The sequence below is a fragment of the Paenibacillus sp. CF095 genome (assembly GCF_900101225.1).
Taxonomy (GTDB): Bacteria; Bacillota; Bacilli; order Paenibacillales; family Paenibacillaceae; genus Paenibacillus.
The window spans coordinates 3,068,685-3,090,944 of record NZ_FMZN01000001.1; the positions used below are offsets into that span (position 1 = coordinate 3,068,685).

Consider the following 22,260-nt stretch of genomic DNA (forward strand, 5'->3'; position numbering starts at 1 on the left):
TTACAGCTTGGAAGGCCAGTTGCCATACCATGCATAACCGCCTCTTCTTTCTTTATCAATATCACTTAATTTGTATTTAACTACCCCGTCACGACCAATAAAGATTGGTTTATCCGTTCCTATCTCATAGAAGCGTGCCCAAATTGGTGCAGCTTTGGAATCTGCGATAATTTTACTGTCTCCATTAGCTCTTTCATACTTGTAACCCGTAATTTTCACCTTGTTAAACCAAGCCTCAGCTCCTTTAATGGATGCGGTAATTTTAGCGTTAGCAGGTCTGGTTTTTAGAAATTTAACAATCGTTACACTCTCTCCAGCTGTCAGCGATGGCACTTCGTAGATTCTTGCGCTCGCTGGTTTAAGGGAACTGGAATCATGTTGTTGTCCCCATGCTGTCAACTTACCACCTGAAACGACTTGTGTATTCAGAATCGCCTCCACACCCTTGGCAACTGAATTTTTACTGCGGTTAGCAAGTGTGCTGTCGATAAATGAAAAATCACCTTTGCGGGCTGCTACTTCATCCAGCATGATCATTACATTAATCATGGCATCATCATTATAGGTAATGTGCTTGTGATATCCGGAGCTTTGGTAGACCTGTGGCCATCCTCCGTTTGAATACTGCATGTTGATCAAAAAGTTAATTCCTTTGATTGCAGCTGTGGAGTATCGCGGATCATTCGTCTTTTTAAATTCCTTCGCCAATCTTCTAATTTCTGAGTATGTAGCCTTGTTGTCTATCGTGGACTTCGCCCACTCTCCACTTGTCTGTTTATAATCTTTTCTCCAACCTCCATCTGGCAGCTGGTTCTTCAAAATATCAGAAATACTCGCTGTAGTACCCGATGCATCCGCAGCAGATACCGTCCCTACAGGGAGAACTGCCATTCCAACTGCTGAGAACACCATCGTACATGCCAGGACAAAAGTAATTATTTTCTTCGCTTTCAAATGTAACACTCTCCTATGTTCGTTTTTATAAATCTGCCACTTCTACTTTACCTATGATAAGCGTCCCCAAACCTCCTTTATTTGTATTTATCGCATAATAAAATCAATTTTAATCCAATATGTGGATTGGATAATCAGATAATATGCAAAAAATCGATTTTTGTCAATATATGCAACTTAATGAATATAATCTCTCTAATTCTACATAACGGAATAGTTCTTTTAACTCATGACAAACCTATTTATTTATCCAAATTCGTCTTAAACGAATCAATAATGACGTTTTTGTCATGAATGATACCCAAACTTAATCCCTTCTTTCATATAAAAACCTTAATTCCGCTAACATTGAGGTATTACGAAGGGTTTTAAATGGGTTTGACAATTACGCATTTATGCAATATAGTTTCAAATAGTTACAAAAACTTAATTATTCATTGCCGAGTTTCATGTTTGAAAACGGGGGAACCAATTTGGGTGAATTATTCTTATACATAGGAAATATAGGGAACCTTCTACCGAACCCTTAGCTAACTCCGTAGGCATCGAAGGGAGAACATTGATTTTGAAAAAACTGATTATCTCCATTTTTGGAGCAGCTGTATTATTTACATCCGGGGCAACAAGCACAGAGGCAAGCAGTATCAACTCCGTAGTGAACAACATGACAGGTATTCCTTACAAATGGGGTGGCACGACTGTAGCCGGCTTCGACTGTTCTGGTTTTATGAGATATCTTTTCAACAAATACAGCATTGAATTGCCACGTACTTCTCAGCAGCAAGCCAAAGCAGGTACTCCGGTAGCCAAAAGCAATGTTCGGACAGGTGATCTGGTGTTCTTTAATACAACAGGCAAAGGCATTTCACATACAGGTGTATATATCGGCGGCGGACAATTCGCTCATGCCTCCAGCAGTAAAGGTGTAAGCATCACGAAGTTATCGAATCCATACTTCAATGACCGCTATGTAACAGCACGTCGGGTAACTGGACAGTTTATGTATGATAAAATGTTAGGTAAAATGTAATTCACATACAAAAAGGCATCGGTTATTAACCGGATGCCTTTTTTGTACTTAAAATGTATGTTGCATTGCTTACTAATGCAGCGCCTTCTGCACTCGCATCGCACCCTGAGACAGGGCATGTCCTCCTCCAACAGCTCCGGCCACGGCTACGGTCTCCATAATCTCCTGATCTGTTGCACCCTTGGCACGTGCTTCTTCTACATGGTAGAAGGTACATACCTCATTGTTGGCGAATAATCCAATGCCAAGTGCAATTAGCTGTTTTGTCTTGGCATCAATCACGCCTGGTTGGAAGCATTCTCCCGTAAACTCATGATATGACTTCACCACACCTGGCAGTACATCGCTTAATGCTCCAATCTGATCCTTGTAGGCATGAACTTTATCATTCATCAATGTCATGGCTTGTAGCACACCCTCTCGGCTATAGTTACAGATCTTCCTCACTGTACCTATCTTCTCTCCCGAGTGAGTCAATTATGCCAAGAAATCATGGTAATTCCAAACATTTAACGCTCATGGCTCTGCCATAATTATAAGCTGTTACTCACTAAGTGGACTCTGGCGCGGCTCACTGAACAGCTGATATTTGTAACTGCGATCCAGCTTAACGACACGTCGATTCTGACGACGGATAAGTACCTGCTCGCCATCCCAGGCAACAACAATCCCGGTTACATCGTTAGATTCCAGCTCGTCCCGTACTACTCTTACTTTCTCACCTGACAGACGCAGGGCGTCCAGTTCTGTATCACTGATCATCTTCATGGCTCCTATATTCCAAATTTATTTACAAAAAGAGACCTAAATGAAAAGTCATTTAGGTCTCACGTGACTGTATTGGACTGTCATGTCATTCGAAATTATGTCCCGACTGAAAGTTACCGCTGCGCGTGCTCTTTGCTGTCGTTCTTCTCGAACCAAAAATCAAGCACTTTGGCGGACATCACACGTTCTTCAAGGTACTCCACTTGATGCGGTGTAAATTGTTCTTTCCAAGAGAAGGACAACTCTTCGCATAAGCCTACAATCGTCAGTAATTCTGACCAGGCAACATAGCGTTTGTACCAGAAAAATTGAGGATGTTCAATCATATAGGGATAAAGGTCATCGAATTCCGTATGTTTACAATCCAGGGCACGTTCAAAATGAACTTTCGATTCCGCCAGCTTATCATTAAAAAATTGTTCTGTTGCCGGTTGGTTCCCCATGGTGTTGCCTCCTCTCCCTAACATAACCCCATTATAAATGAAATCGGCGGTCATGCAAAGGCATAGTTCAAAAAATAGGCCCTATTCCTTTAAAATGTCACATTTCGTTATCGTCAAATTGTACCGTACCATCGTTCAGGGAACGAATGCGTACCAAGGCTTCCACCGGAATACCCTGTTCACGAATCGTGCGTGCCCCTGCCTGAAAACTTTTCTCGACCACAACGCCGAATCCGACAAGTTCCGCACCGGAACGCTCGATAATTTTGATGACGCCACGAGCGGCATCGCCATTGGCAATGATATCATCAATGAACAAAATACGGTCATTCTCATGAATGAACTCGCGGGATACCATAATGTCAGTTACAATTCCTTTGGTAAAGGACGGTACACGTTCACAGTAAGCATCAGGATCAGCCAGAAGTGTTTTTTTGCGACGGGCGAATACAAGTGGCACCCCAAGTTCATAGGCTGCGGCAAACGCAACCGGAATCCCTGAGGATTCTACCGTGATTACCCGAGTTACTCCACTTTCACGAAAACGGGCAGCGAACTCACGTCCCATCTCCATCGTTAATGCAGGATCAATCTGGTGGTTCAACAGACCATCCAGCTTTAATACTTGATCCGAGATAACCACACCTTCTTGTAAAATTCGTTGTTTCAATAATTCCATGATTTGACCTCCCAAGCCTATCCTATGAGGTAAAAGTATCATATATCTATCTATAAGTTCAAGCGAAATTGCCTGGGCGCTTTCCTTGGGACGCAATTCAAGCCAAAGCTCATTATCGATTGTCATGACTTTCGTGGGTCAAGCATACCTTGTACCATGGTACCCGCATGTCCAAACTAAACAGGGGCCTGAGAGGGGAAACACATGAAACAGGCATTTCGGGTGCTGCAGATCGCATTTACATACATCGGAACGGTTGTCGGAGCCGGCTTCGCTACAGGGCAGGAAATTTTGCAGTTTTTTACCCAGTATGGCAAATGGGCCACCGTCACCATAGGCTTATCCACCATGCTCTTTGTCTGGTTAGGTACCAAAATGATGCTGATCGCTCACGATACCGGGTCCCGCTCTTATGAGGATCTGAACAAACATTTATTCGGCCACAAGGCAGGCAAATGGATCACCTGGGTAACCCTTCTCATTCTCATTGGTGTGAACAGTGTCATGCTTGCCGGAGCAGGTTCCGTTTTTGTCGAACATCTGGGTTTGCATTATCAGACAGGTCTGATCGTCACACTTGTAGGGACATATCTGCTTCTCGGTCGGGGCATTCAGGCCATCCTACAAATGAATAGCATCGTCGTGCCCATGATGCTCCTGTTATCTCTGCTCATGATCACCAGTACGATCCATCATCCAGGCGCTTCCCGATTCATCACACTGACGACAGACTCAAACCCTATTCAAGTGTGGCTGTCTCCACTGTTGTATACTTCATTCAATCTGGTGTTGGCTCAAGCTGTTCTTGTGCCAGTAGGTAACCAGATTCGTAGTCGGAATGTGCTGAAGTGGGGTGGAGTATTGGGTGGAATTGGCGTAGGTTTCATGCTCATGGCAGCTCATTTTGCCATGTCAGCTCAGATGCCCGGCATCATCCAATTCGAAATCCCGATGGGTAGTATTGCCTTTCAACTTGGATGGGCAGTGCAATCTGTATATGTATCCCTTATTTTCATGGAAATATTCAGTACCTTTGTAGCCGATATCTATGGAATGACCTTGCAACTCAGACAACATATACGTGTCCATCCCCGTTTCATTACATTAACCATTATGCTGTTGTGTTACTCACTCAGTCAGTTTGGATTCAGTTCCCTGCTGTCCATCCTTTACCCCATCTTTGGAAGTATGGCATTAATCTGGGCTGCCAAATTGGTACTGAACCGCTGGGGCGCCTTTCGTAGACGCAACAATATATAAATCTCACGGTCCATGTGCTTCATGAATATGAGCATCCGTTTGCCTCATAACCACAAGTCACCGCGGTTACTCTTTCCTTAAACATGACAAAAAGCCGCTGTTTATCACAGCGGCTCGCACTTTTTGCCCTACGTTTTAGGCTTTGCTAGGAAACTGCAGATACATCTTTTTCAACTCATTGACCGATCTGCCGAGCGAGTAATGTGTCTTGGCTTTTTCACACGCTGAACGGGCAAGTTCATAACGATAAGCCGGGTCCAGCATCACCTTTTCAAGCGCTTCAGCCAATGCAGAAGGATCTTCTGCCGGTACAAGCAACCCATTGCTACCGTTCTCGATCTGTTCCGGTATACCACCTACATCCGTACCCACAAGGGCAAGACAACTCAGCGCCGCTTCAGCGAAGACGGAACCAAATGCTTCTGCCCGTGAAGGAAGTACAAAAATATCAAAGAATGGCATGAATTCCTCAGGGTGCAGTGTGTAACCATAGAAGATGGTCTCATTATAGATCCCCAATCGTTGTGCCAATTCTTCCAGATCAGGACGAATCGGTCCATCTCCAATAATATGTAACACATAATCATGACCTCGGCCCTTCAGTTCCGCACAAGCTTTGAAAAGAATATCCAACCCTTTTGCCGGAACAAGCCGACATACCGTGACCAGTTGTGGTATCGCATTATCATGAGGAATCGGCTTAAACCGCTTCTCATCAAATCCATTGGGAATCACACCGATGACATCAGGTTCCTTCACGTAGGGAGCCAGATAACGACGGAACGAATCCGACACCGTCAAGAGGCGCTCTGCCTGATGTTCCAGCTCACCATATATCGCAAGCAGGAATCGATGCTCGGGTCCATCCGTTTCAATGCGTCCATTAAGGATTAATTCTCGTTCATAACTGGAGTGAATCGTCTGAATGAGGGGTGTATCCGGGAAAACCGTTTTCATCGCAAGTCCTGCAATTGGGTGGTGGGCATGGATCAGATCATAGGGCTTCTGAATACGCAGTTTGGTCCACCAAAGATAATCACGATAAGTTTGAATATATTTTTGGACAACAGGACTATCCTGATATTCCGTCCAGTCAAACGTTTCGAACTGAACTTCCTCTCTGCCCTTGTTGCGAATTCGCTTTGGCAACGAGAACAGATCCATTTCCCACCTCGGGGTTGTAAATCTCTCTTGCATATACGGAATCATAGAGGATACACCTCCGGGCTGCTCCGGAGGAAAGAAAAGCGCCTGCAGCAATTTCACCGTTAGTTTCCCCCTTTCTAACTTACGTACTACTCTACTATCCATTATGACATAGGGAAGCCGGAACATCTATATTACGTAAGATAGTGCAAACTTTTGGCTATTTAAACCGCTCAATCAAAGCTACACTGATCAAGCTTTTGTTCACCAACTCGTATATACAACATATTCATGAAACGTGCCCCTCAGAAGCAAAAGCTTTAATCCAGCTGTTAACCGCTCGCGTTTGTCGTCAACATAATCATTGGGTATTCAGAATTCTCAGCTCAGTAGCTCCACGGGCTTCTCATATGTACTGTAACCATCTGTCTCTCCCAAAAAAGTGTACCCGTTCCGCGCGTAAAAGGCGTTCAACGTTGCGTTGCTCGCTCCGCAATCTAACCGAACCGTATGTTTGCCTTCAAAATGTATGCCACTGCTGGACCATTGCAAAATGGACCGTCCCAGACCGCTCTGAGCATATTTTCTTCGAATCGCTAGCCGATGCAGATAAATTGCACCATCCTCGGGATGAGCTTTTGATCCCAAAGATGAATATCCCAAGGGCTTGGCTGAACCAAAAGGATGACCATCCCCGCTACGTCTGCTCCTTTTTTAAATACAAACACATCTCCACGCCGAATCGCCCCTGCCGTATTATGTGAATCTTCCCCTTTAAGCAGAGCGTTCCATTGGGAAGAACCTTGGCTCTGTAACCATTCGGCTGTCTCAACCAGCAGCGACATCACATCGTCCGTATCTTCCGGCTTCGCCTGAACCGCTTGAAAACCATCGTTAATATATTCGCTACTGATCCTGAATGAGTGCATCATTGTTCTCCTCCGCTTCCTGATCTCTTTTAAACTAATGGTACTATACCGGGAAATGGATTTTTCGTCAAAACGAGAACAAAAAAAGGTAAAAGGCGATTGCCCTTTACCCATCTATTCTGGCTTCATCAATAATCTGATTTCGATACAACATCGTCAGGTGCAAGGTATCAAACTCCATTTCCTTGTCCAACTCCTGCATCAACACTTCGACTAGGCTCTTTCGCTGAATGCTGGTACCAGGAACCTCGTAATCAATGTATCCCGTCAGATCGGATTGAGAAGTGTCTATTGTTGCTGTTCCCACAGGCAATCCACCTCGTTCCTGAAGAAACAGCTCATATACCCGGAACTCCCGATCCTTACGCTTCAACATGACATAACATGTTTCTTCAGCAGCTTCCAGCTCATCCAGATCCGATTCATCGGTATCCTCAAAATCCTCGGAGAAATCGCGATGTACCCACTCTAGCGTCTCAAGTTCGTTGCCCTGATGCCACATGCGGATCGTAATCGTATCGATGATATCTTCATCCAGCTCTCTGACCAGCAACTCTGCAGCGGCTTCCAATTGATTCTCTTCCGGCTCGTCATACCAGTGTATTTCACCTTGTACATCAGCGCCATATTGTTTCAAGGAAGCTTCTGCAAGTTCCTGACCTTCGACATCATTGAATATATACGTCGATATGCTGCGTCCTGCGCTTACCATTTCCATCTCCAGAACCTGATCCCGATCTTCATATGTAAACGATTCGGCTTGTGAAACAGGGATTACCTTACTTCCACTGCTGTCTATATCGTCATAGCTGTCTTCGTCATGATTCATATCTTCAGACGGCCACATTGTCTCTGACTCAGGCTTATGCAGAACCGAATGTAATGAGCCACAACTAACCAGCACTTCATAATATGCAGCTTCCAACGCGTCTGCAAGAGAGCGGACATAGGCATGCACTTTTTCCACGATACGTTCCTCTGTACCATCTGGCAGAGACTCCTGCTCGATCTGAAGACTACCTGATAAACGATCTCCTTCTCTGTACACAAGAAAAAGTGAGCCTGCATATTGACCATTAACCATCACGTCCTGTACTTCTCCACCTGATGTCCGCAGGTCTGCAACCAATTCCACATCATAATTCATCACGTGTCCTCCTCCATTCCTAACGTTATTCTCTTAGGATGCCCCTGAGGACGGTAGATTATGAGGGAAGCGTGCATTTTAAGTATAAGATGTAGGATTAGACGGATAACACATATTTTTGGATTGCGTGTGCCACACCCTGCTCGTTATTGGAGAGTGTAACCTCGTTTGCAGCAGCTTTCACCTCGTCCGGTGAGTTATCCATGGCAATGCCTTTGCCCGCAAAGGTCAGCATCGTAATATCATTGAAGTAATTACCAATCGCCATAATCTCCGAAGGCATGATTCCTTTCGATTCGGCAAGCCTTTTCAGTGCAGCGCCTTTGGACGCTTCGGGATGCATCAGATCAATAAAAAAGTCACCACTCCGTGTCATATAATAAGGCAGATTCCAGGTAGACCATTCCTGAAGCACTGCATCCATCTGTTCAATCGGACCAAATGCAGTGAATTTCGCCAGCGGTTCTGTCATGTCAACCCACTTGGGTAACTTCAGTGGCTCTGCCATAAAATTGTAATACATCTCACGCACCTGCAACCCCAAACCTTCCGGTTGATCCACATACAGACCAAATGCTGTATTGATGTCAAAATGTACTCCATTGGTTCGACAGTAGGAGATGATCGGCTCCAGTCCTTGTCCATCTAATGCAAAATGATGAACCACTTCACGGGTATCGACTTGCGCAGTAACGGCGCCATTATGTGTAATCACATATCCATCCAGTCCCATCTGCTCCATAAAAGGAATCGTGTTGGCAGGACCTCTTCCTGAACACAGGACAATCTCTGCTCCCTGACGGGAAGCTTGGATCAAGGTCTCCTGAGTCCATTCTGTAAGTTCATGATGATCATTCAGCAATGTTCCATCTACATCAAGTGCAATTAATTTATAAGTCATTCTGGCTTCATCCTCATCTGTTAGTAGTCGCACCCACCCAAACCCTCCCTTCCGAGGGAGGGCCCCAGAGGGCTCTGCCCTCTGGACTCCCGTCTTGCTCACCGGTGTTAGGTCGGGTCTTGCTATGTCACGGTTGTCGTAGGAACGCTTGTTGCCGGGCACACTGCTGGTCAGCGGCGGTCCCGCCCAAGCTTAACCGGGACCATTACGGGCAGGGCTTCGCTCTCTGCCCGGCTCCCTGCTTCACTTCGTGAAGGTCGGGAGCTTTCTCGCCTTCGGCGTTTAGTATCGGGGCTTCGCTTCCCTCCACGACTCCCTGCTCCGCTTCGCGAAGGACAGGAGCTTTTATTTCCGCAGAAGGCTCAACTCGTCTGCGGTTAGTTCACGATAACTTCCGATAGCAAGATCGGAAGCTAGTTCAAGCTCACCCATGGCTACGCGTTTCAGATAGATCACTCGCTTGCCTACCGCCTGAAACATACGTTTTACCTGGTGAAACTTCCCTTCGTGAATAATAAGCGAGATCGACGAGATCTTGCCTTCTTCCGTTTCTTCCTGACCAAGTATAGTCAGTTCGGCAGGCAGCGTCTCGTATCCGTCATCCAATTGAATGCCCGCCTTGAAACGTTGCACATCCGCTTCATCCACATTTCCCAGCACACGAGCTTCATAGGTTTTGGGCACATGCTTGCGTGGAGATAACAGATCATGGGCAAGCGGACCGTCATTCGTAAGAATGAGCAGTCCTTCCGTATCCTTATCCAGTCGTCCAACAGGAAACGGATTGAAGACCCGATCCTCTTTACGGAGCAAGTCCAACACCGTCTTATCTCTGTTGTCCTCGGTAGCAGACACAACACCCGGAGGTTTATGCAGCATCAGATAGATCATCTCCCGATACACAATCCGCTCTCCATCGGCTTCAATGACGTTGACCTCGGGATTCACCTGTACACCACTGTCTTTCACCGCTTTGCCGTCCACATGGATTCTGCCTTGTTTCACCATCTTTTTGAGTTCACTTCGTGTTCCCACACCCATATGGCTTAATATTTTGTCCAGACGCAGCGTTTGTTTGCCTTTTCCACTCATACCGATGTCCACCTCCAGCCTGCCGGATATTCATTCTTCAGCACACCATCCAGCCATTTTCCCCAGCCAGCGGCATAACCATCTACACATACAAGAACGTACCCTTTGGCAACCATATCTGCCTTGAGCACCACTCGTTCTTCTTCAATATTTAACGTTTCACCCTTGAGGTACCTCACAGCTTCGCCATCAGCAGACGACAGATTTACGCTACGCCGTGCTTCAGATGCATTCAGAGCACATGCAAGCGGGTGGGACGGAACAAATCGTCCATTCTTGATCGTGCCCATAAACCAGCCTGGACGAATGACTTTCAGTCCCTCCAACCGAGCTGCACCAACCGAGGATTGATACACACGATCTCCATAACATACCGTTTCTCCAGTTAACTCAATCTCCAATTGTTCTTTCATAAATGAAGTGTAGATCGCAACCGGATCAATACTTGCCGGATCAGCTCCGCGTCCCTGACCCCGTTCCGATTTACGTCCACCGTGATCTTTACCTTTTTTGTTCTGTCTACCCGAATTCTTGGCGCCACCAGCCTGTCTGTCATGAGACTCTCGGGATTCGATTCGCAATAAACGTTCCTTTTTGCGATCAGCCTTGGTCATAGCAATTGAAGAAGCAGCAATAGAGTGATCCTTGTTCCCCTCTACTTCAATCCTGGACACATCCACGACCTGTCCATACTCCATTGCTCCTTCTTTAACTACTCCAGGTTGATCTGTTTCTATTCCTTGCCCTGCACGATGCTGCAACACAGCGACATAATGTCCCTCGCCTTCCAAAAGGTGAGGCCACAATCTTGCGGTGCCACGCGTTTGCCCCAGTACAGCTTCCGTCTCATCCGCCTTCTCAGGCATCATCTGACGAACCCATTCCGGACGCCCTGGAGCAAATCCTGTCTCTTCAGGAATGTCCATTACTACGAAATCACGGTTTACATTCAGAAACTCCGCAATCATTGCTTCATTTTCCTCCGGTGCAAAGGTACAGGTCGAATATACGATGGTTCCTCCCGGGGCTAGCAATCGTGCCGCAGTCTCCAAGATATCCCGCTGCATAAGTACACATTTTTCCACCGAATGATGTTCCCACGATTTCACCATGTCTTCATCCTTGCGGAACATGCCTTCACCTGAACAAGGCGCATCAATTAATACTTTGTCAAAATAATGAGGAAATGCATTTGCGATCCGCTCGGGCGACTCATTCAAAACAACGGCGTTACGCACCCCGTACAATTCCACGTTCTTGGCCAGCGCTTTTGTGCGTTCAGCATGGATATCGTTCGTGACAAGTACACCCTTGCCTTGCAGCTTTGCAGCAATCTGTGTCGTTTTTCCTCCCGGAGCAGCACACAGATCAAGCACGCGGTCTCCAGGCTCCACCTGCAATAATTCAACTGGAGCCATTGCACTTGGTTCCTGTATATAATACAGACCTGCATGATAATAAGGGTGCAACCCCGGTTTAACACCATGAGGTACATAGAATCCTGTCTCACACCACGGAATAGGTCTTAGGTCAAACGGAGCGATCTCATCGAATTGTTCCATCGATATTTTTAACGTATTCACTCTCAGTCCCGCATGAGGAGACTGTTCATAAGATTTCATAAATTGTTCAAACTCATCACCCAGCAAACTTTTCATTCGCTCAGCAAATATCAAAGGTAACTTTACACCCATATTCCCACTCATCCTGTCTTGGTAAGATTGCAATATCGTTTTATTTTATCATATCCAAGCTTTGCTTTCCTATCATATCGTATCTATTCCACTACAGCGTGTAATGTAGTATAATGGCAAGTAGATTGATTCCTGAGCAAAAATTCGGGTGTTTATGCATATTATCCCAACCTTTATTTTTGCCCAAACTATATTTCGATATGATCGATGGGGGATGTCCAATGAAATCCAAGAAGAAAAAGAAAAGTGCTGCGATCCTTATATTCCTGGGTATTTTAATCATTATGATTGCAGCACTGGTTGTCGTAGACCAGCAATCCAAGAAACAGATGGATTCAGTGGAAAATGCTTATGGAATCGCTGCTTCCAAGCTTAATCCAGCTACACGGGAGCTACTTAGTGATCCCAACTATCAACAAATTATTGTACCCACTGATCTCAAAGCAAAAATCGATAACAAAGACAGCTTTTTTGTTTATTTCTTTGCTTCCGACTGCTCGCATTGCCGTGCAACAACACCTCAGTTGATGCCACTGGTTGACAGTGAAGGTATTGAGCTTCCGCAGTTCAATCTGCGTGAATTCGAAGCAGGATGGACCGATTACAATATCGAGTTCACGCCTACACTCGTCTATTATGAGGCTGGTGTCGAGAAAGACCGTATGGTTGGCGGACTGAAAGAGAATGGCAGTGACCAAGGCTACACACTGGATGATTACAAACAATTTTTCCAAAAATATAAAGGTAGTGCCGCTCCTTCAGCAAGCTAACTGATAGATCCGTTTCCACAAGTATCTACAATCAGGCACTTGTATCACCAGACGCAGTTGTTGAAGGACAGGCTGTGCCACCTGCAATCATCTGGATATGACGCAACATTCAAAAACACCCCGATCTTTCCCTTTACAGGAATCGTCGGGGTGTTTCATATACATGGAACTTCATATCCATGGGATGCTCATTTGGATGTTAACGCTAATAACAGCTTAACTTTTACCCTGATCCATCGCCTTCATCTTCTCTTCGTATATTCGCCCTCTGGTAGGACTCCGGCGTTGCGGAATATTAGGTTTTAGCTCAAGCGATCTTCTAGATATCTCCTGTTCTAAGACCTCATCAACAATTCGTATGGACAAATCCCTGTAAGTCACAGACTGAATATCTGATTGGGACAGTTCCTTCACGATTTCCTGTACATCCCGTACCAAAGTCCCAAGGTCAATGCCCAGAATCGTAGCAGGATAAGGTTCCAGAAGATCAAGTGAGCTCTGTAACATCATCGTTCCTCCGCGGAGATTGCCATTCCTGAAGTGGTATAAACCAACCGCAATTTGCAACAACCCTTTATAGAGAGAATCCCGGTTCCGTTCAAGCCACAATTCTTCCAGCACCTCATGGCACTCGAAATAATCCTGATCCCGATTGAAGTAGATTAAGTAGTCAATGTACAGTGGCTCATAGATGCTCATCCGGGTTTTCGCCCTTTCTGGCGTTGTTCAGAAGTTTCTTCACGTCATCCAGCAAGTCTTTGAGCCCTTCCATATCATGCCGTTCCCAGTAATCGTTAAAACGCTTCTGAGCTTCAATCGCTTCACTGACAAGGTGGTAGAAATATAATTGATGAATGATATTCAATGTTCTTGACACGATATTGGAATCATCCTCAAATGCCTTCTGCGCCTCCAAAATCTGTAGACGAATTGCAGACATCTCATTATCCAGTACAAAAGCGGCCTCAGCTGTTTTTTTCAGCCTGGCTCGCATGTCATCCGGTAAACTCTCCCGAAATTTGTAACTTAGAGAATGTTCAATGGTAGCCCAGAAATTCATGGCAAGTGTCCGGATCTGAATCTCGGCCAATACGATCTTTTGTCCCAGAGCCGTCTGAACGGGATACTCAATAATCATATGGAAGCTGCGATAACCGCTCTCTTTGAAATTCGTAATATAATCTTTCTCAATGAGTACCGTGAGATCCTTGCGACCTCGAATGTATTCGGCAACCCGACGGATATCATCTACGAATTGGCACATGATACGGATACCTGCAATATCCTCAATGCCTGTCTCCACGTCATCAAGCGACACATTCAGTCTTCTGGATTTCTCCAGAATACTGGATATTTTTTTGACACGACCGGTAACAAATTCAATCGGGGCATACTCTTCCCGTTTTTTCAGCTCCGCCCGCATTGTCTTAAACTTGACTTTTAATTCCTCTACCGCTTGTTCATAAGGAAGTAAAAATGTACCCCAGTCTCTACCGTCCATGCTTATGCCTCCTGTCTCTATAGCGTCCCCTGTTCTATTCCATTATACATGATGTTTGGTGGGGGGAAGAGTCCCGAACCATTTTACGCTCTTCCATGCTTCTATATTTTCAATCCGGGGATCCACATTCCTTCTTAACGATGCTCCGCACCAACCGCTTCAGAGATATGACGATAACCGTCCTTGCGCAGTAACTCACGCAGTCCGACATGAATGCGCCGATTCACCTCAGGTCCTTCGTAGATTAATGCTGTATATATTTCGACCAGACTTGCTCCGGCTTTAATTTTCTCGTAAGCATCCTCACTTGTGAAAATACCACCTGAACCGATGATCGGAAGTTTGCCTTCAGTCTGACGATAGATCTGGCGAATAATCTCCGTAGAACGCTCACGCAGAGGTTTACCGCTCAGACCGCCAGTCTCTTTTGCATGTTGGTGGGAAAGTCCTGTACGACTGATGGTTGTGTTCGTTGCAATAATGCCAGCAACACCGCTGTCTGCAATTGTGCGAACCATATATTCAAGTTCCTGATCATTCACATCCGGTGCGATCTTCACCAGAACGGATTTGGTCGCTCCGCCAGCTCGTGCATGCTGCACCTTCATCTCGTTCATAACCGCAGCGAGCAGTTCCTTCAATTCATTCCCATGTTGCAGATTACGCAAATCCGGTGTATTTGGTGAACTGATATTAACCACGAACAGATCAGCATAATCGTATAATGCCTGAATGCACTTCGAATAGTCCAGGTGAGCTTCCTCATTAGACGTTGCCTTATTCTTGCCGATGTTAACAGCCACTGGAATACGCCGATCCTGTAGACGTGAAAGTTCTCCTGCCATCGCTTCCGCACCCAGATTGTTGAAGCCCATCCGGTTCACCAAAGCCTCATCTGGAGGCAAACGGAACAGCCGTGGTTGATCGTTACCTGGTTGTGCAAGTGGCGTCACGGTTCCCACTTCCATGAATCCAAACCCGATGGAAGAAAAGCCCGTTACGGCCTGTCCGTTTTTGTCCAGACCCGCAGCCAGACCAACAGGTGTAGGGAAATGACACCCAAACATGTCAACAGCCAGATCAGACGTTTCACGAACGCCGTACATCACACGCAGTCCGGAAGGAACCGGACGGATGCTGCCCATGCCACTAAGGCCGCCAATAATCAGATGATGGGCCTGTTCAGGGTCCATTTTGAACAACAAAGGTTTAGCAAGACTTCTGTATAACAAATCACTCACTCCGTTCTGTTCCGGTACGCCAAAAAGCCGTTTTCCGTCTTTTCATATGTAAAAAACACCCTACACACAAGTCTATCTGTTTCTTATTAAAAAGGAAAGTAGTTTGCGCATAGACAGCACAAATCGAATGATGCAAAATGCTCACAAGAAATCCACCCGCCCACTGGAAATGACGAGTTGAATTCTTTACAATGAGAGCATGGTTACTCTACACCAGTTCTATTCCAAATAAGGAGGAATAACTCATGGCTCCCAAACGTAAACCACCTGCATTACAGCAAAAGAAAGAAGAAGTGAATCGCAAAGCCATTGCATGGACTGCAGCCAGTGTAGGCGGCTTGATCATCATCATTGGTGCTCTTATCATTATTGCCAACATGTAGATGATTCAGGCTGAATCCATCTGATTCTACATATCAAACAGATCAATTCAGCCAGTGATACGTTTTGTTCGGATTATTCTGCTTTGGAACAAGCGTATGCTGATAACGCTGCTTTGCTTCTGGAACAAGCGTCAGATCTGGCAGTACATCTTCTCCAATACGTACCGGAGTGCCTTGCGGAGCAAGAGCGAATAACTCTTCTACATCTCTTGTACGCATTCTCACACATCCAAGGGACTCATCCAGTCCGATACTGTCTGGCTCGTTGGTCCCATGGATGGCATAATTTGTATTCGAGAGCTGCATACCTCTGCTTCCAAACTCACCGTTCGAGCGCCCATTCGGATTGACCACTTTATCTGTAATGACAAATGAACCCTCCGGTGTTCGATCACCGCCAAGTCCCACATCATACATACGAACAATGGTATCCCCACTGATTAATGCAAGTTTATGTATATCCTTATCAATGACAATCTCCAGCGGTTCCTGCAAAAAAGGCTGACCTCCCAGCGTATCTGCAAAAGCGGCATTTTTGCCTTGAGACAAATTCGAAGATGTTGAACCGCTCTCTTTACCATTTGAATCGCTCTTTCCTTCCTGTGCCTTTCCTTGATGCAAAGCTAACAGCTTCGGAAACATCTCGGTCATCCCTGGCGCAGTCTCTCCCAGAATATTATTTGGAAATGGCTGGGCCATTTGCGTTACACTCTTGGGCCAAGCGTCATTTTTTTTGCGATAGGCAATGATTGCACTTGATAATGATGCAGCGGCTTCCTGCTTGGCGGTCCACGCCAAGGCCATCTTTTTGATTTTCGGCGTAACTTCAGGAGGTTCACAGTTACATTGCTTGGCATCATAACTCTGTGCAGTTAATTTACCGCTTGTATTGGTTTGTACTATGTACTTCACAGGCATATTTCGCTTCCATAAAGACCAGTCATCCGAGGTTTGCATACCCAGTACAGCCGAAGTCTCTACTTTTGGGCCAGACCCGGACCAGGCAGCTGCGAGAGCAGCCTCGCCATGGTTGCCTCCACCAAACGCAGCAGCGGTGAACACATTACTTGGGGGAATGGATGCGGTCCTAGCCTGTTGATCCGCTCCTACTGGGTCAGGGATTTCATCCGTGGATTCCAGTGCTGCTGACAGTGCATCGGCCGCTTCACGACTGAAACCCGGAGCGTCCGCAGGTGGCAGACCTGCCAGCACAAGCAGCATGAACAGCGTAAGCCACATTTTGCGTCTACGTTGTTTTTTCTCTTTTTGCTCAGACATCTCCACCAATTTCTCCTGATAGTCTACCCAGATGTCCGCAGGAGCTTTACTGCGTTCAAATGCCTCGTAAACCTCGCCCGCTTGCTGAAAACAATAATTGGCTTTAGCCTCTTGTCCTTCGCCCAAGTACTCCTTTCCAAGCAAGTACCAAGCCATTTTATTGTCTGGATGTTTCTTGACATATGTTCTTAGATGAGTATTTTGCATCCGATCCTCCACTATTCACCTTTTTCCGTATATCATTATATATCGGCATAACCAGGCGTTGAATCCATAGGACTTGAGTACCCGGTGGAAAAAAGGGTTTTCGACAATAATCGTCCTTGATCCACAGGTCATAAGATCACAGTAAAATGAAAACAAAAAAAGCACCTTCCCTTGTCGTAAAGACAAAAGAAAGTGCTCTGTGTTCATGCAAGAAATACTTAACCCTCTTTATTGAAAGGCTCATCCGCTACTTTGATTGAATCTGTAGGGCAGCCATCGCATGCATCCTGCATATCGTCAAACAAGTCGTCTGGAATAGCTTTGATACCATGGTTAGCATCGCCGTCAAAGATAACTTCTGCCAAACCTTCATCATCGTAATCGTAGATGTCAGGAGCCGTTGCTCCACAAGCGCCACATGCGATGCATGTGTCTTTTTCAACCCAAGTATATTTACTCATTTACATTCTCTCCTCCTAAAATTCGAAACGTACAGTGTTTTTATCTAGAAACATATTAATACAAAGTAAGGATAATTACAAATCATTTTGCAACCACAAGTCTCTATTATCCCCTATTTAATCAAGACTTTGCAAGTTATCTTTTTGCAGGGAAGTACCGCGCACTTTATGATTACGAAGCAGCACGGAAGGATCGTCTCCAAGCATACCTGCGGTCACAACAGCATTCTCACCAAATTTATCACGTAACTGATCCATAATCCGAATCAGATTGTCCTTCTTGGGCTTCTGCTCATATTCGAACAAGTCCATCTGTACAGCGGATTCCTCTCTTGGAATCAGGTTCTGAAGTGTCACACCGAGCATGCGTACAGGCTTGCCACTACCCCAATGCTTCTCAAATAGTTTACAGGCCTCACGGTAAATGACCGTTGCATCCTCCGTAGGAACTTCCATTAGACGTGATCGGGTGATTGTCTTCATATCCGGTGTGCGGATCGTAATCTGAATCCCCTGGCTGAACATTTCGTGCTTGCGCAACCTTCTGGCTACCTGATCACTTATATTGAGGAATACCCGATGAATCTCATTCATATCCGATACATCCGCCGGTAAAGTGGTTGTATGCCCAATGGATTTATTGGCTTCCCGTTCCGCGTGAACTGCGGAATGGTTAATGCCATTCGCAGAATTTTTGAGCCATGTTCCATTAACTCCGAATAGTTCGGTCAACATGTTCTCATCCGACTGGGCCAATTGACCAATCGTTTCAATGCCCAGTTTTTTCAGCTTTTCAGCCGTTTTTTTGCCAATGCCAAACATCTCGTTGCATGGTCTGTGCCAAAGAATCCGGGGTACGTCCCTCATGCGTAAAATGGAGATACCGTTCGGTTTTTTCAGATCCGAAGCCATTTTCGCCAATAATTTGTTGGGTGCAATGCCAATGGAACATGGCAGCCCCAATTCATCCTTGATTCTACGCTGAATGCTCTCCGCAATCTCCATTGGATTCCCGAATTGCCTTGAACCTGTAATATCAAGATAACATTCATCAATGGATGTAGCCTCAAGTTGAGGGGTATAACTATACGCAATCTGCATGAAAGCTCTTGAATATTGACGATATAAATGAAAATCAGGACGAATCACAATGAGATCAGGGCACTTTTTCATGGCTTGGTGGACAACCATACCTGTTGAGATGCCTCGATTACGAGCGGCATATGAGCAGGTTACAATTACACCCTTTCGCAGTTCACTGCTGCCCGCAACGGCCGTTGCTTTTCCTCTATATAAATCTGGTTCCTCGGCTTCATGTACAGAGCAGTAGAAAGCATTCATATCGACATGCAGAATCACCCGTCCGGCTGTAGGGTAGTATTGATCCACATTCGCTGGAGGATTGCCGTCTGAAGACATCATGAACCCCCGCCCTTTCTTGCACACTAATTAATGAAACGAATTTCTTTCTTCTATAGTATATCAAACCCGTTATGTTAATTCAGTCACGAACATTTATTTTCTGCGAGAACTGATCAGAGACCGAATAATTAACCAGCCTACACTCACAAAAAGGATCAATGTGATCAGCGCAATAACCGTATTTTCCCATACAAAACTCAAAATCAACCCTCCTTTTCTTCCATATATTCCAATTAAAACTCAATAAAAAATTATAACATACATCCGGATTATGATTAACATCCTTCTTTTTGCTCTAAAATCCGTTAATTGTTACATGAAACTGCGATTTCTATGTAGCATTTGGCTATAATGGTGCTATAATAATTAATTATACAAATTGACGACTTTAGGACAAATCAGCGCACCCAATTTAACACAGTGTAGCGTTGCCGAATCGAAGGATTCGTCCACTAACGTACTTAACAGCTTTCCCAACTTACAATCCAATCTTTTAAAAGAGCGCTTTATCTCAAAGGAGGATCTTCATGTCAAAGGCCATTTCCATCTTCGATACGACTTTACGTGACGGCACACAAGGGGAGGGTGTCAGCTTATCGGCAGACGACAAACTCAAAATTGCCAAGAAGCTTGATGACCTGGGTGTCCATTATATTGAAGGCGGAATTCCCGGCAGCAATACCAAGGACATTGAGTTTTTCAAAAGAGTCAAGGAATTAAACCTAAACGCAAAGGTTGTTGCTTTTGGCAGTACCCGCCGTAAAGGCAGCGTTGCTAGTGAAGACGTCAACCTGAAGCGCATGATCGAATCTGGTGCTCAGGCTGCAACTTTGGTCGGTAAATCATGGGACTTCCATGTGCATACCGCTTTGCAGACTACATTGGAAGAAAACTTGTCCATGATCTATGATTCCATCGCCTATCTGAAACAGAATGGTATGGAAGTGATCTTTGATGCAGAACACTTCTTTGACGGATTCAAACATAACCCGGAGTATGCTCAAGCTGTCTTGACCAAGGCTCATGAGGCTGGAGCGGACTGGCTCGTCATGTGTGATACCAACGGCGGGACCATGCCAAACGAGGTACATGAGATCGTATCCACACTGCATAGAAGCCTGCCTCATGCACATCTCGGCATCCATACACATAATGATTGTGAACTGGCTGTAGCCAACACACTCAGCGCTGTACAAGCCGGAGCCCGTCAGGTTCAAGGAACAATGAACGGTTATGGAGAGCGTTGCGGTAACGCCAATCTCGCGTCCATCATCCCGAACCTGCAACTGAAACTTGGCTATGAATGTGTTACTGAGGATTCCATGAGACAACTTACAAACGTGGCTCGTTATGTTAGCGAAATTGCCAATGTAAATATGCCGATTAATCAGCCTTATGTCGGCAATGCTGCTTTTGCTCACAAAGGTGGAATTCACGTCTCTGCCATCCTGCGGGATTCCCGTACCTATGAACACATCGTGCCTGAACTGGTTGGTAACAAACAACGTGTGCTGGTCTCGGAACTTGCCGGACAAAGTAACATTGTATCCAAAGCTCAGGAACTGGGGCTTGAGTTCGATCCAAGCAGTGCCAATTCACGTCAGATTATTGAGAAAATTAAAGACCTGGAGCATCAGGGTTACCAGTTCGAAGGTGCAGATGCTTCGCTTGAATTGTTAATTCGTGAAGCGAACGGTGACATGAAAGAATTGTTTACGTTTGAATCATTCAAAATGCTTGTAGAGAAAACGGCGGGAAAATCTGTTGTTTCCGAAGCTTTTGTCAAAGTGAATATCGCTGGAACAAGCGCTTATACCGCTGCTGAGGGCAATGGTCCGGTTAACGCACTCGATAATGCGCTTCGGAAAGCGCTGGTGCAATACTTCCCTTCACTTGCCAATATGCATCTGTCAGACTACAAAGTGCGTGTACTGGATGAGAAAGATGCCACAGCCGCCAAAGTTCGTGTATTGATCGAATCCAAAAATACGGAAAATACATGGAACACAGTTGGTGTATCCGAGAACGTAATTGAAGCAAGTTGGGAAGCTCTTGTACACAGTTTCCGCTATGCTTTGCTTCAAGAAAAATTGCAGGATGAGCCGGGCACACTCCCTATTCCTGCTCATGGGATAAGTAATCATTAAAGTGTATGTTCAAAAAAGGCTTTTTTTGAACAGGCTCTTAAAGCTTATTTCCCGGAAAATAAAAAGGAAGCCTCTGCACCCATGATTCATGGATGCAAAGGCTTCTTTCTTTGCAGAAAATTAATTCGCAATTAACTTTTCAATCTTACGCTCCAACTCTTTTTCGGGCAGTATGCCCAGAACAATCTCCTGTATAACTCCTCTGGAGTCAATCAGAACATTCGTTGGAAAAGCCACCCCATTGTATTGAGCATACACAGTCCCCTTCTCATCCAAGGGAATAGGGAATGTCAGTTGGTACTCATCCACAAAAGCTTTGGCATCTTTGAGTTTATCGTATGACGTTACATTAACCCCATACATGTCAAGCTTATCCTTGTATTTCGCAGCCATTCTGTTCAGCTCTGGAGCTTCCTGCTTACACGGCTCACACCAGGATGCCCAGAAACTGACGAACGTGGCCTTATCTTTGGCACCGCCCACACTGTACGTCTTTCCATCCATTGCTGTCAGAGAAAAAGCAGGTGCCAGAAGACCCGCACGTGGTCCCGTCTCTGTAGGCATCGGTTCTTCCTGCTTAAAGACGGCTGCAATGCCGTCACCCGCATTCTGGGCCAGTGCAATACCAACCAGCAAGACAACACCAAGGAGTATGTATATGTTTCGTTTCATAACCAGCCACCCTTTTATATAATTAGCATATTGAAACTGAAACCGTAATTTCTGCACATGCTAAGTGTTTTACCACGCTCTATCACAGTTCACCAGAACATGATTCCCAAATGTTCTCTTTATTATTGTACCCTT

Annotated in this window: 24 protein-coding genes and 1 riboswitch; of the genes, 5 read left to right on the plus strand and 19 right to left on the minus strand. The window is 45.4% G+C overall.

The window, feature by feature from the left end; translation table 11 throughout:
- The gene (gene pelA / locus BLS69_RS13250) at positions 1-954 is read right to left on the minus strand and encodes a pectate lyase (protein WP_200868499.1); all 954 of its coding nucleotides are present in this window, start codon (positions 952-954) and stop codon (positions 1-3) included.
- Between the two features lie 428 nt (positions 955-1,382).
- Positions 1,383-1,514: riboswitch (cyclic di-AMP (ydaO/yuaA leader) on the plus strand.
- Positions 1,515-1,519: 5 nt separating this feature from the next.
- Between pelA and BLS69_RS13255 the strand changes: the two genes are divergently transcribed.
- Entirely contained in the window at positions 1,520-1,984 is a 465-nt protein-coding gene (locus BLS69_RS13255) for a C40 family peptidase (protein WP_091032168.1), read from the plus strand.
- A 72-nt stretch (positions 1,985-2,056) separates the two neighbouring features.
- Here BLS69_RS13255 and BLS69_RS13260 read toward each other — a convergent pair whose 3' ends face one another.
- The 4 genes from BLS69_RS13260 to BLS69_RS13275 all read right to left on the minus strand — a co-directional run bounded on the left by BLS69_RS13260 (position 2,057) and on the right by BLS69_RS13275 (position 3,874).
- Entirely contained in the window at positions 2,057-2,386 is a 330-nt protein-coding gene (locus BLS69_RS13260; protein ID WP_017689352.1) for a carboxymuconolactone decarboxylase family protein, read from the minus strand.
- 141 nt (positions 2,387-2,527) lie between these two features.
- The gene (locus BLS69_RS13265) at positions 2,528-2,746 is read right to left on the minus strand and encodes a hypothetical protein (RefSeq protein WP_091017488.1); all 219 of its coding nucleotides are present in this window, start codon (positions 2,744-2,746) and stop codon (positions 2,528-2,530) included.
- A gap of 119 nt (positions 2,747-2,865) precedes the next feature.
- Complete coding sequence (locus tag BLS69_RS13270) at positions 2,866-3,195, minus strand: hypothetical protein (RefSeq protein WP_036609615.1); 330 nt, start codon at positions 3,193-3,195, stop codon at positions 2,866-2,868.
- Between the two features lie 97 nt (positions 3,196-3,292).
- Positions 3,293-3,874 (minus strand): xanthine phosphoribosyltransferase, encoded by a 582-nt coding sequence (locus tag BLS69_RS13275; protein ID WP_036609617.1) that lies wholly within the window; start codon positions 3,872-3,874, stop codon positions 3,293-3,295.
- Between the two features lie 204 nt (positions 3,875-4,078).
- Between BLS69_RS13275 and BLS69_RS13280 the strand changes: the two genes are divergently transcribed.
- Positions 4,079-5,134 carry a YkvI family membrane protein gene (locus BLS69_RS13280; RefSeq protein ID WP_091032171.1) on the plus strand — a complete coding sequence of 352 codons (1,056 nt, stop codon included), beginning with the start codon at positions 4,079-4,081 and terminating at the stop codon, positions 5,132-5,134.
- Between the two features lie 135 nt (positions 5,135-5,269).
- Here the strand turns inward: BLS69_RS13280 and BLS69_RS13285 are convergent, their stop codons facing one another.
- The 7 genes from BLS69_RS13285 to BLS69_RS13310 all read right to left on the minus strand — a co-directional run bounded on the left by BLS69_RS13285 (position 5,270) and on the right by BLS69_RS13310 (position 12,043).
- Complete coding sequence (locus tag BLS69_RS13285; protein WP_074094467.1) at positions 5,270-6,400, minus strand: glycosyltransferase family 4 protein; 1,131 nt, start codon at positions 6,398-6,400, stop codon at positions 5,270-5,272.
- Positions 6,401-6,661: 261 nt separating this feature from the next.
- Positions 6,662-6,928 (minus strand): GNAT family N-acetyltransferase, encoded by a 267-nt coding sequence (locus tag BLS69_RS32935; RefSeq protein WP_371129045.1) that lies wholly within the window; start codon positions 6,926-6,928, stop codon positions 6,662-6,664.
- On the minus strand, positions 6,877-7,212 hold the full coding sequence (locus tag BLS69_RS32940; RefSeq protein WP_371129046.1) for a hypothetical protein: 336 nt from the start codon (positions 7,210-7,212) through the stop codon (positions 6,877-6,879). Before BLS69_RS32940 ends, BLS69_RS32935 begins: the two co-directional genes overlap by 52 nt.
- A 103-nt stretch (positions 7,213-7,315) precedes the next feature.
- Positions 7,316-8,356 (minus strand): hypothetical protein, encoded by a 1,041-nt coding sequence (locus BLS69_RS13295; RefSeq protein WP_091032174.1) that lies wholly within the window; start codon positions 8,354-8,356, stop codon positions 7,316-7,318.
- Positions 8,357-8,453: 97 nt separating this feature from the next.
- A complete protein-coding gene (locus BLS69_RS13300; protein ID WP_091035012.1) occupies positions 8,454-9,257 on the minus strand; it encodes a Cof-type HAD-IIB family hydrolase in 804 nt (267 codons plus the stop codon).
- A gap of 345 nt (positions 9,258-9,602) precedes the next feature.
- On the minus strand, positions 9,603-10,349 hold the full coding sequence (locus tag BLS69_RS13305) for a pseudouridine synthase (RefSeq protein ID WP_091032177.1): 747 nt from the start codon (positions 10,347-10,349) through the stop codon (positions 9,603-9,605).
- A complete protein-coding gene (locus BLS69_RS13310; protein ID WP_091032178.1) occupies positions 10,346-12,043 on the minus strand; it encodes an RsmB/NOP family class I SAM-dependent RNA methyltransferase in 1,698 nt (565 codons plus the stop codon). Before BLS69_RS13310 ends, BLS69_RS13305 begins: the two co-directional genes overlap by 4 nt.
- 221 nt (positions 12,044-12,264) lie before the next feature.
- Between BLS69_RS13310 and BLS69_RS13315 the strand changes: the two genes are divergently transcribed.
- Positions 12,265-12,813, plus strand: coding sequence for a thioredoxin family protein (locus BLS69_RS13315; RefSeq protein ID WP_036609632.1), 549 nt, complete (start codon positions 12,265-12,267; stop codon positions 12,811-12,813).
- Between the two features lie 216 nt (positions 12,814-13,029).
- On the opposite strand, the gene BLS69_RS13320 is transcribed toward BLS69_RS13315, so the two are convergent.
- From BLS69_RS13320 to BLS69_RS13330, 3 genes are all read right to left on the minus strand, one after another.
- Positions 13,030-13,512, minus strand: coding sequence for a DUF309 domain-containing protein (locus BLS69_RS13320; protein WP_091032181.1), 483 nt, complete (start codon positions 13,510-13,512; stop codon positions 13,030-13,032).
- Entirely contained in the window at positions 13,499-14,314 is an 816-nt protein-coding gene (locus tag BLS69_RS13325; protein WP_091032183.1) for a GTP diphosphokinase, read from the minus strand. Before BLS69_RS13325 ends, BLS69_RS13320 begins: the two co-directional genes overlap by 14 nt.
- A 134-nt stretch (positions 14,315-14,448) precedes the next feature.
- Positions 14,449-15,546: a quinone-dependent dihydroorotate dehydrogenase gene (locus BLS69_RS13330; RefSeq protein ID WP_091032186.1), complete on the minus strand. Its 1,098-nt coding sequence runs from the start codon at positions 15,544-15,546 to the stop codon at positions 14,449-14,451.
- Between the two features lie 254 nt (positions 15,547-15,800).
- Between BLS69_RS13330 and BLS69_RS32135 the strand changes: the two genes are divergently transcribed.
- On the plus strand, positions 15,801-15,938 hold the full coding sequence (locus BLS69_RS32135) for a hypothetical protein (RefSeq protein WP_017689367.1): 138 nt from the start codon (positions 15,801-15,803) through the stop codon (positions 15,936-15,938).
- Positions 15,939-15,980: 42 nt separating this feature from the next.
- Here the strand turns inward: BLS69_RS32135 and BLS69_RS13335 are convergent, their stop codons facing one another.
- The 3 genes from BLS69_RS13335 to BLS69_RS13345 form a co-directional block, all read right to left on the minus strand.
- A complete protein-coding gene (locus BLS69_RS13335; RefSeq protein ID WP_091032189.1) occupies positions 15,981-17,423 on the minus strand; it encodes a L,D-transpeptidase family protein in 1,443 nt (480 codons plus the stop codon).
- A gap of 218 nt (positions 17,424-17,641) precedes the next feature.
- Positions 17,642-17,884: a ferredoxin gene (locus BLS69_RS13340; RefSeq protein WP_091032191.1), complete on the minus strand. Its 243-nt coding sequence runs from the start codon at positions 17,882-17,884 to the stop codon at positions 17,642-17,644.
- Positions 17,885-18,001: 117 nt separating this feature from the next.
- Positions 18,002-19,303: a DNA polymerase IV gene (locus tag BLS69_RS13345; protein ID WP_091032194.1), complete on the minus strand. Its 1,302-nt coding sequence runs from the start codon at positions 19,301-19,303 to the stop codon at positions 18,002-18,004.
- A 530-nt stretch (positions 19,304-19,833) separates the two neighbouring features.
- Here BLS69_RS13345 and cimA point away from each other — a divergent pair.
- Positions 19,834-21,453, plus strand: a complete 1,620-nt coding sequence (gene cimA, locus BLS69_RS13350) for a citramalate synthase (protein ID WP_091032196.1) — start codon at positions 19,834-19,836, stop codon at positions 21,451-21,453.
- A 120-nt stretch (positions 21,454-21,573) separates the two neighbouring features.
- Here the strand turns inward: cimA and BLS69_RS13355 are convergent, their stop codons facing one another.
- Entirely contained in the window at positions 21,574-22,125 is a 552-nt protein-coding gene (locus tag BLS69_RS13355) for a TlpA family protein disulfide reductase (protein WP_091032198.1), read from the minus strand.
- Positions 22,126-22,260 lie beyond the last annotated feature (135 nt).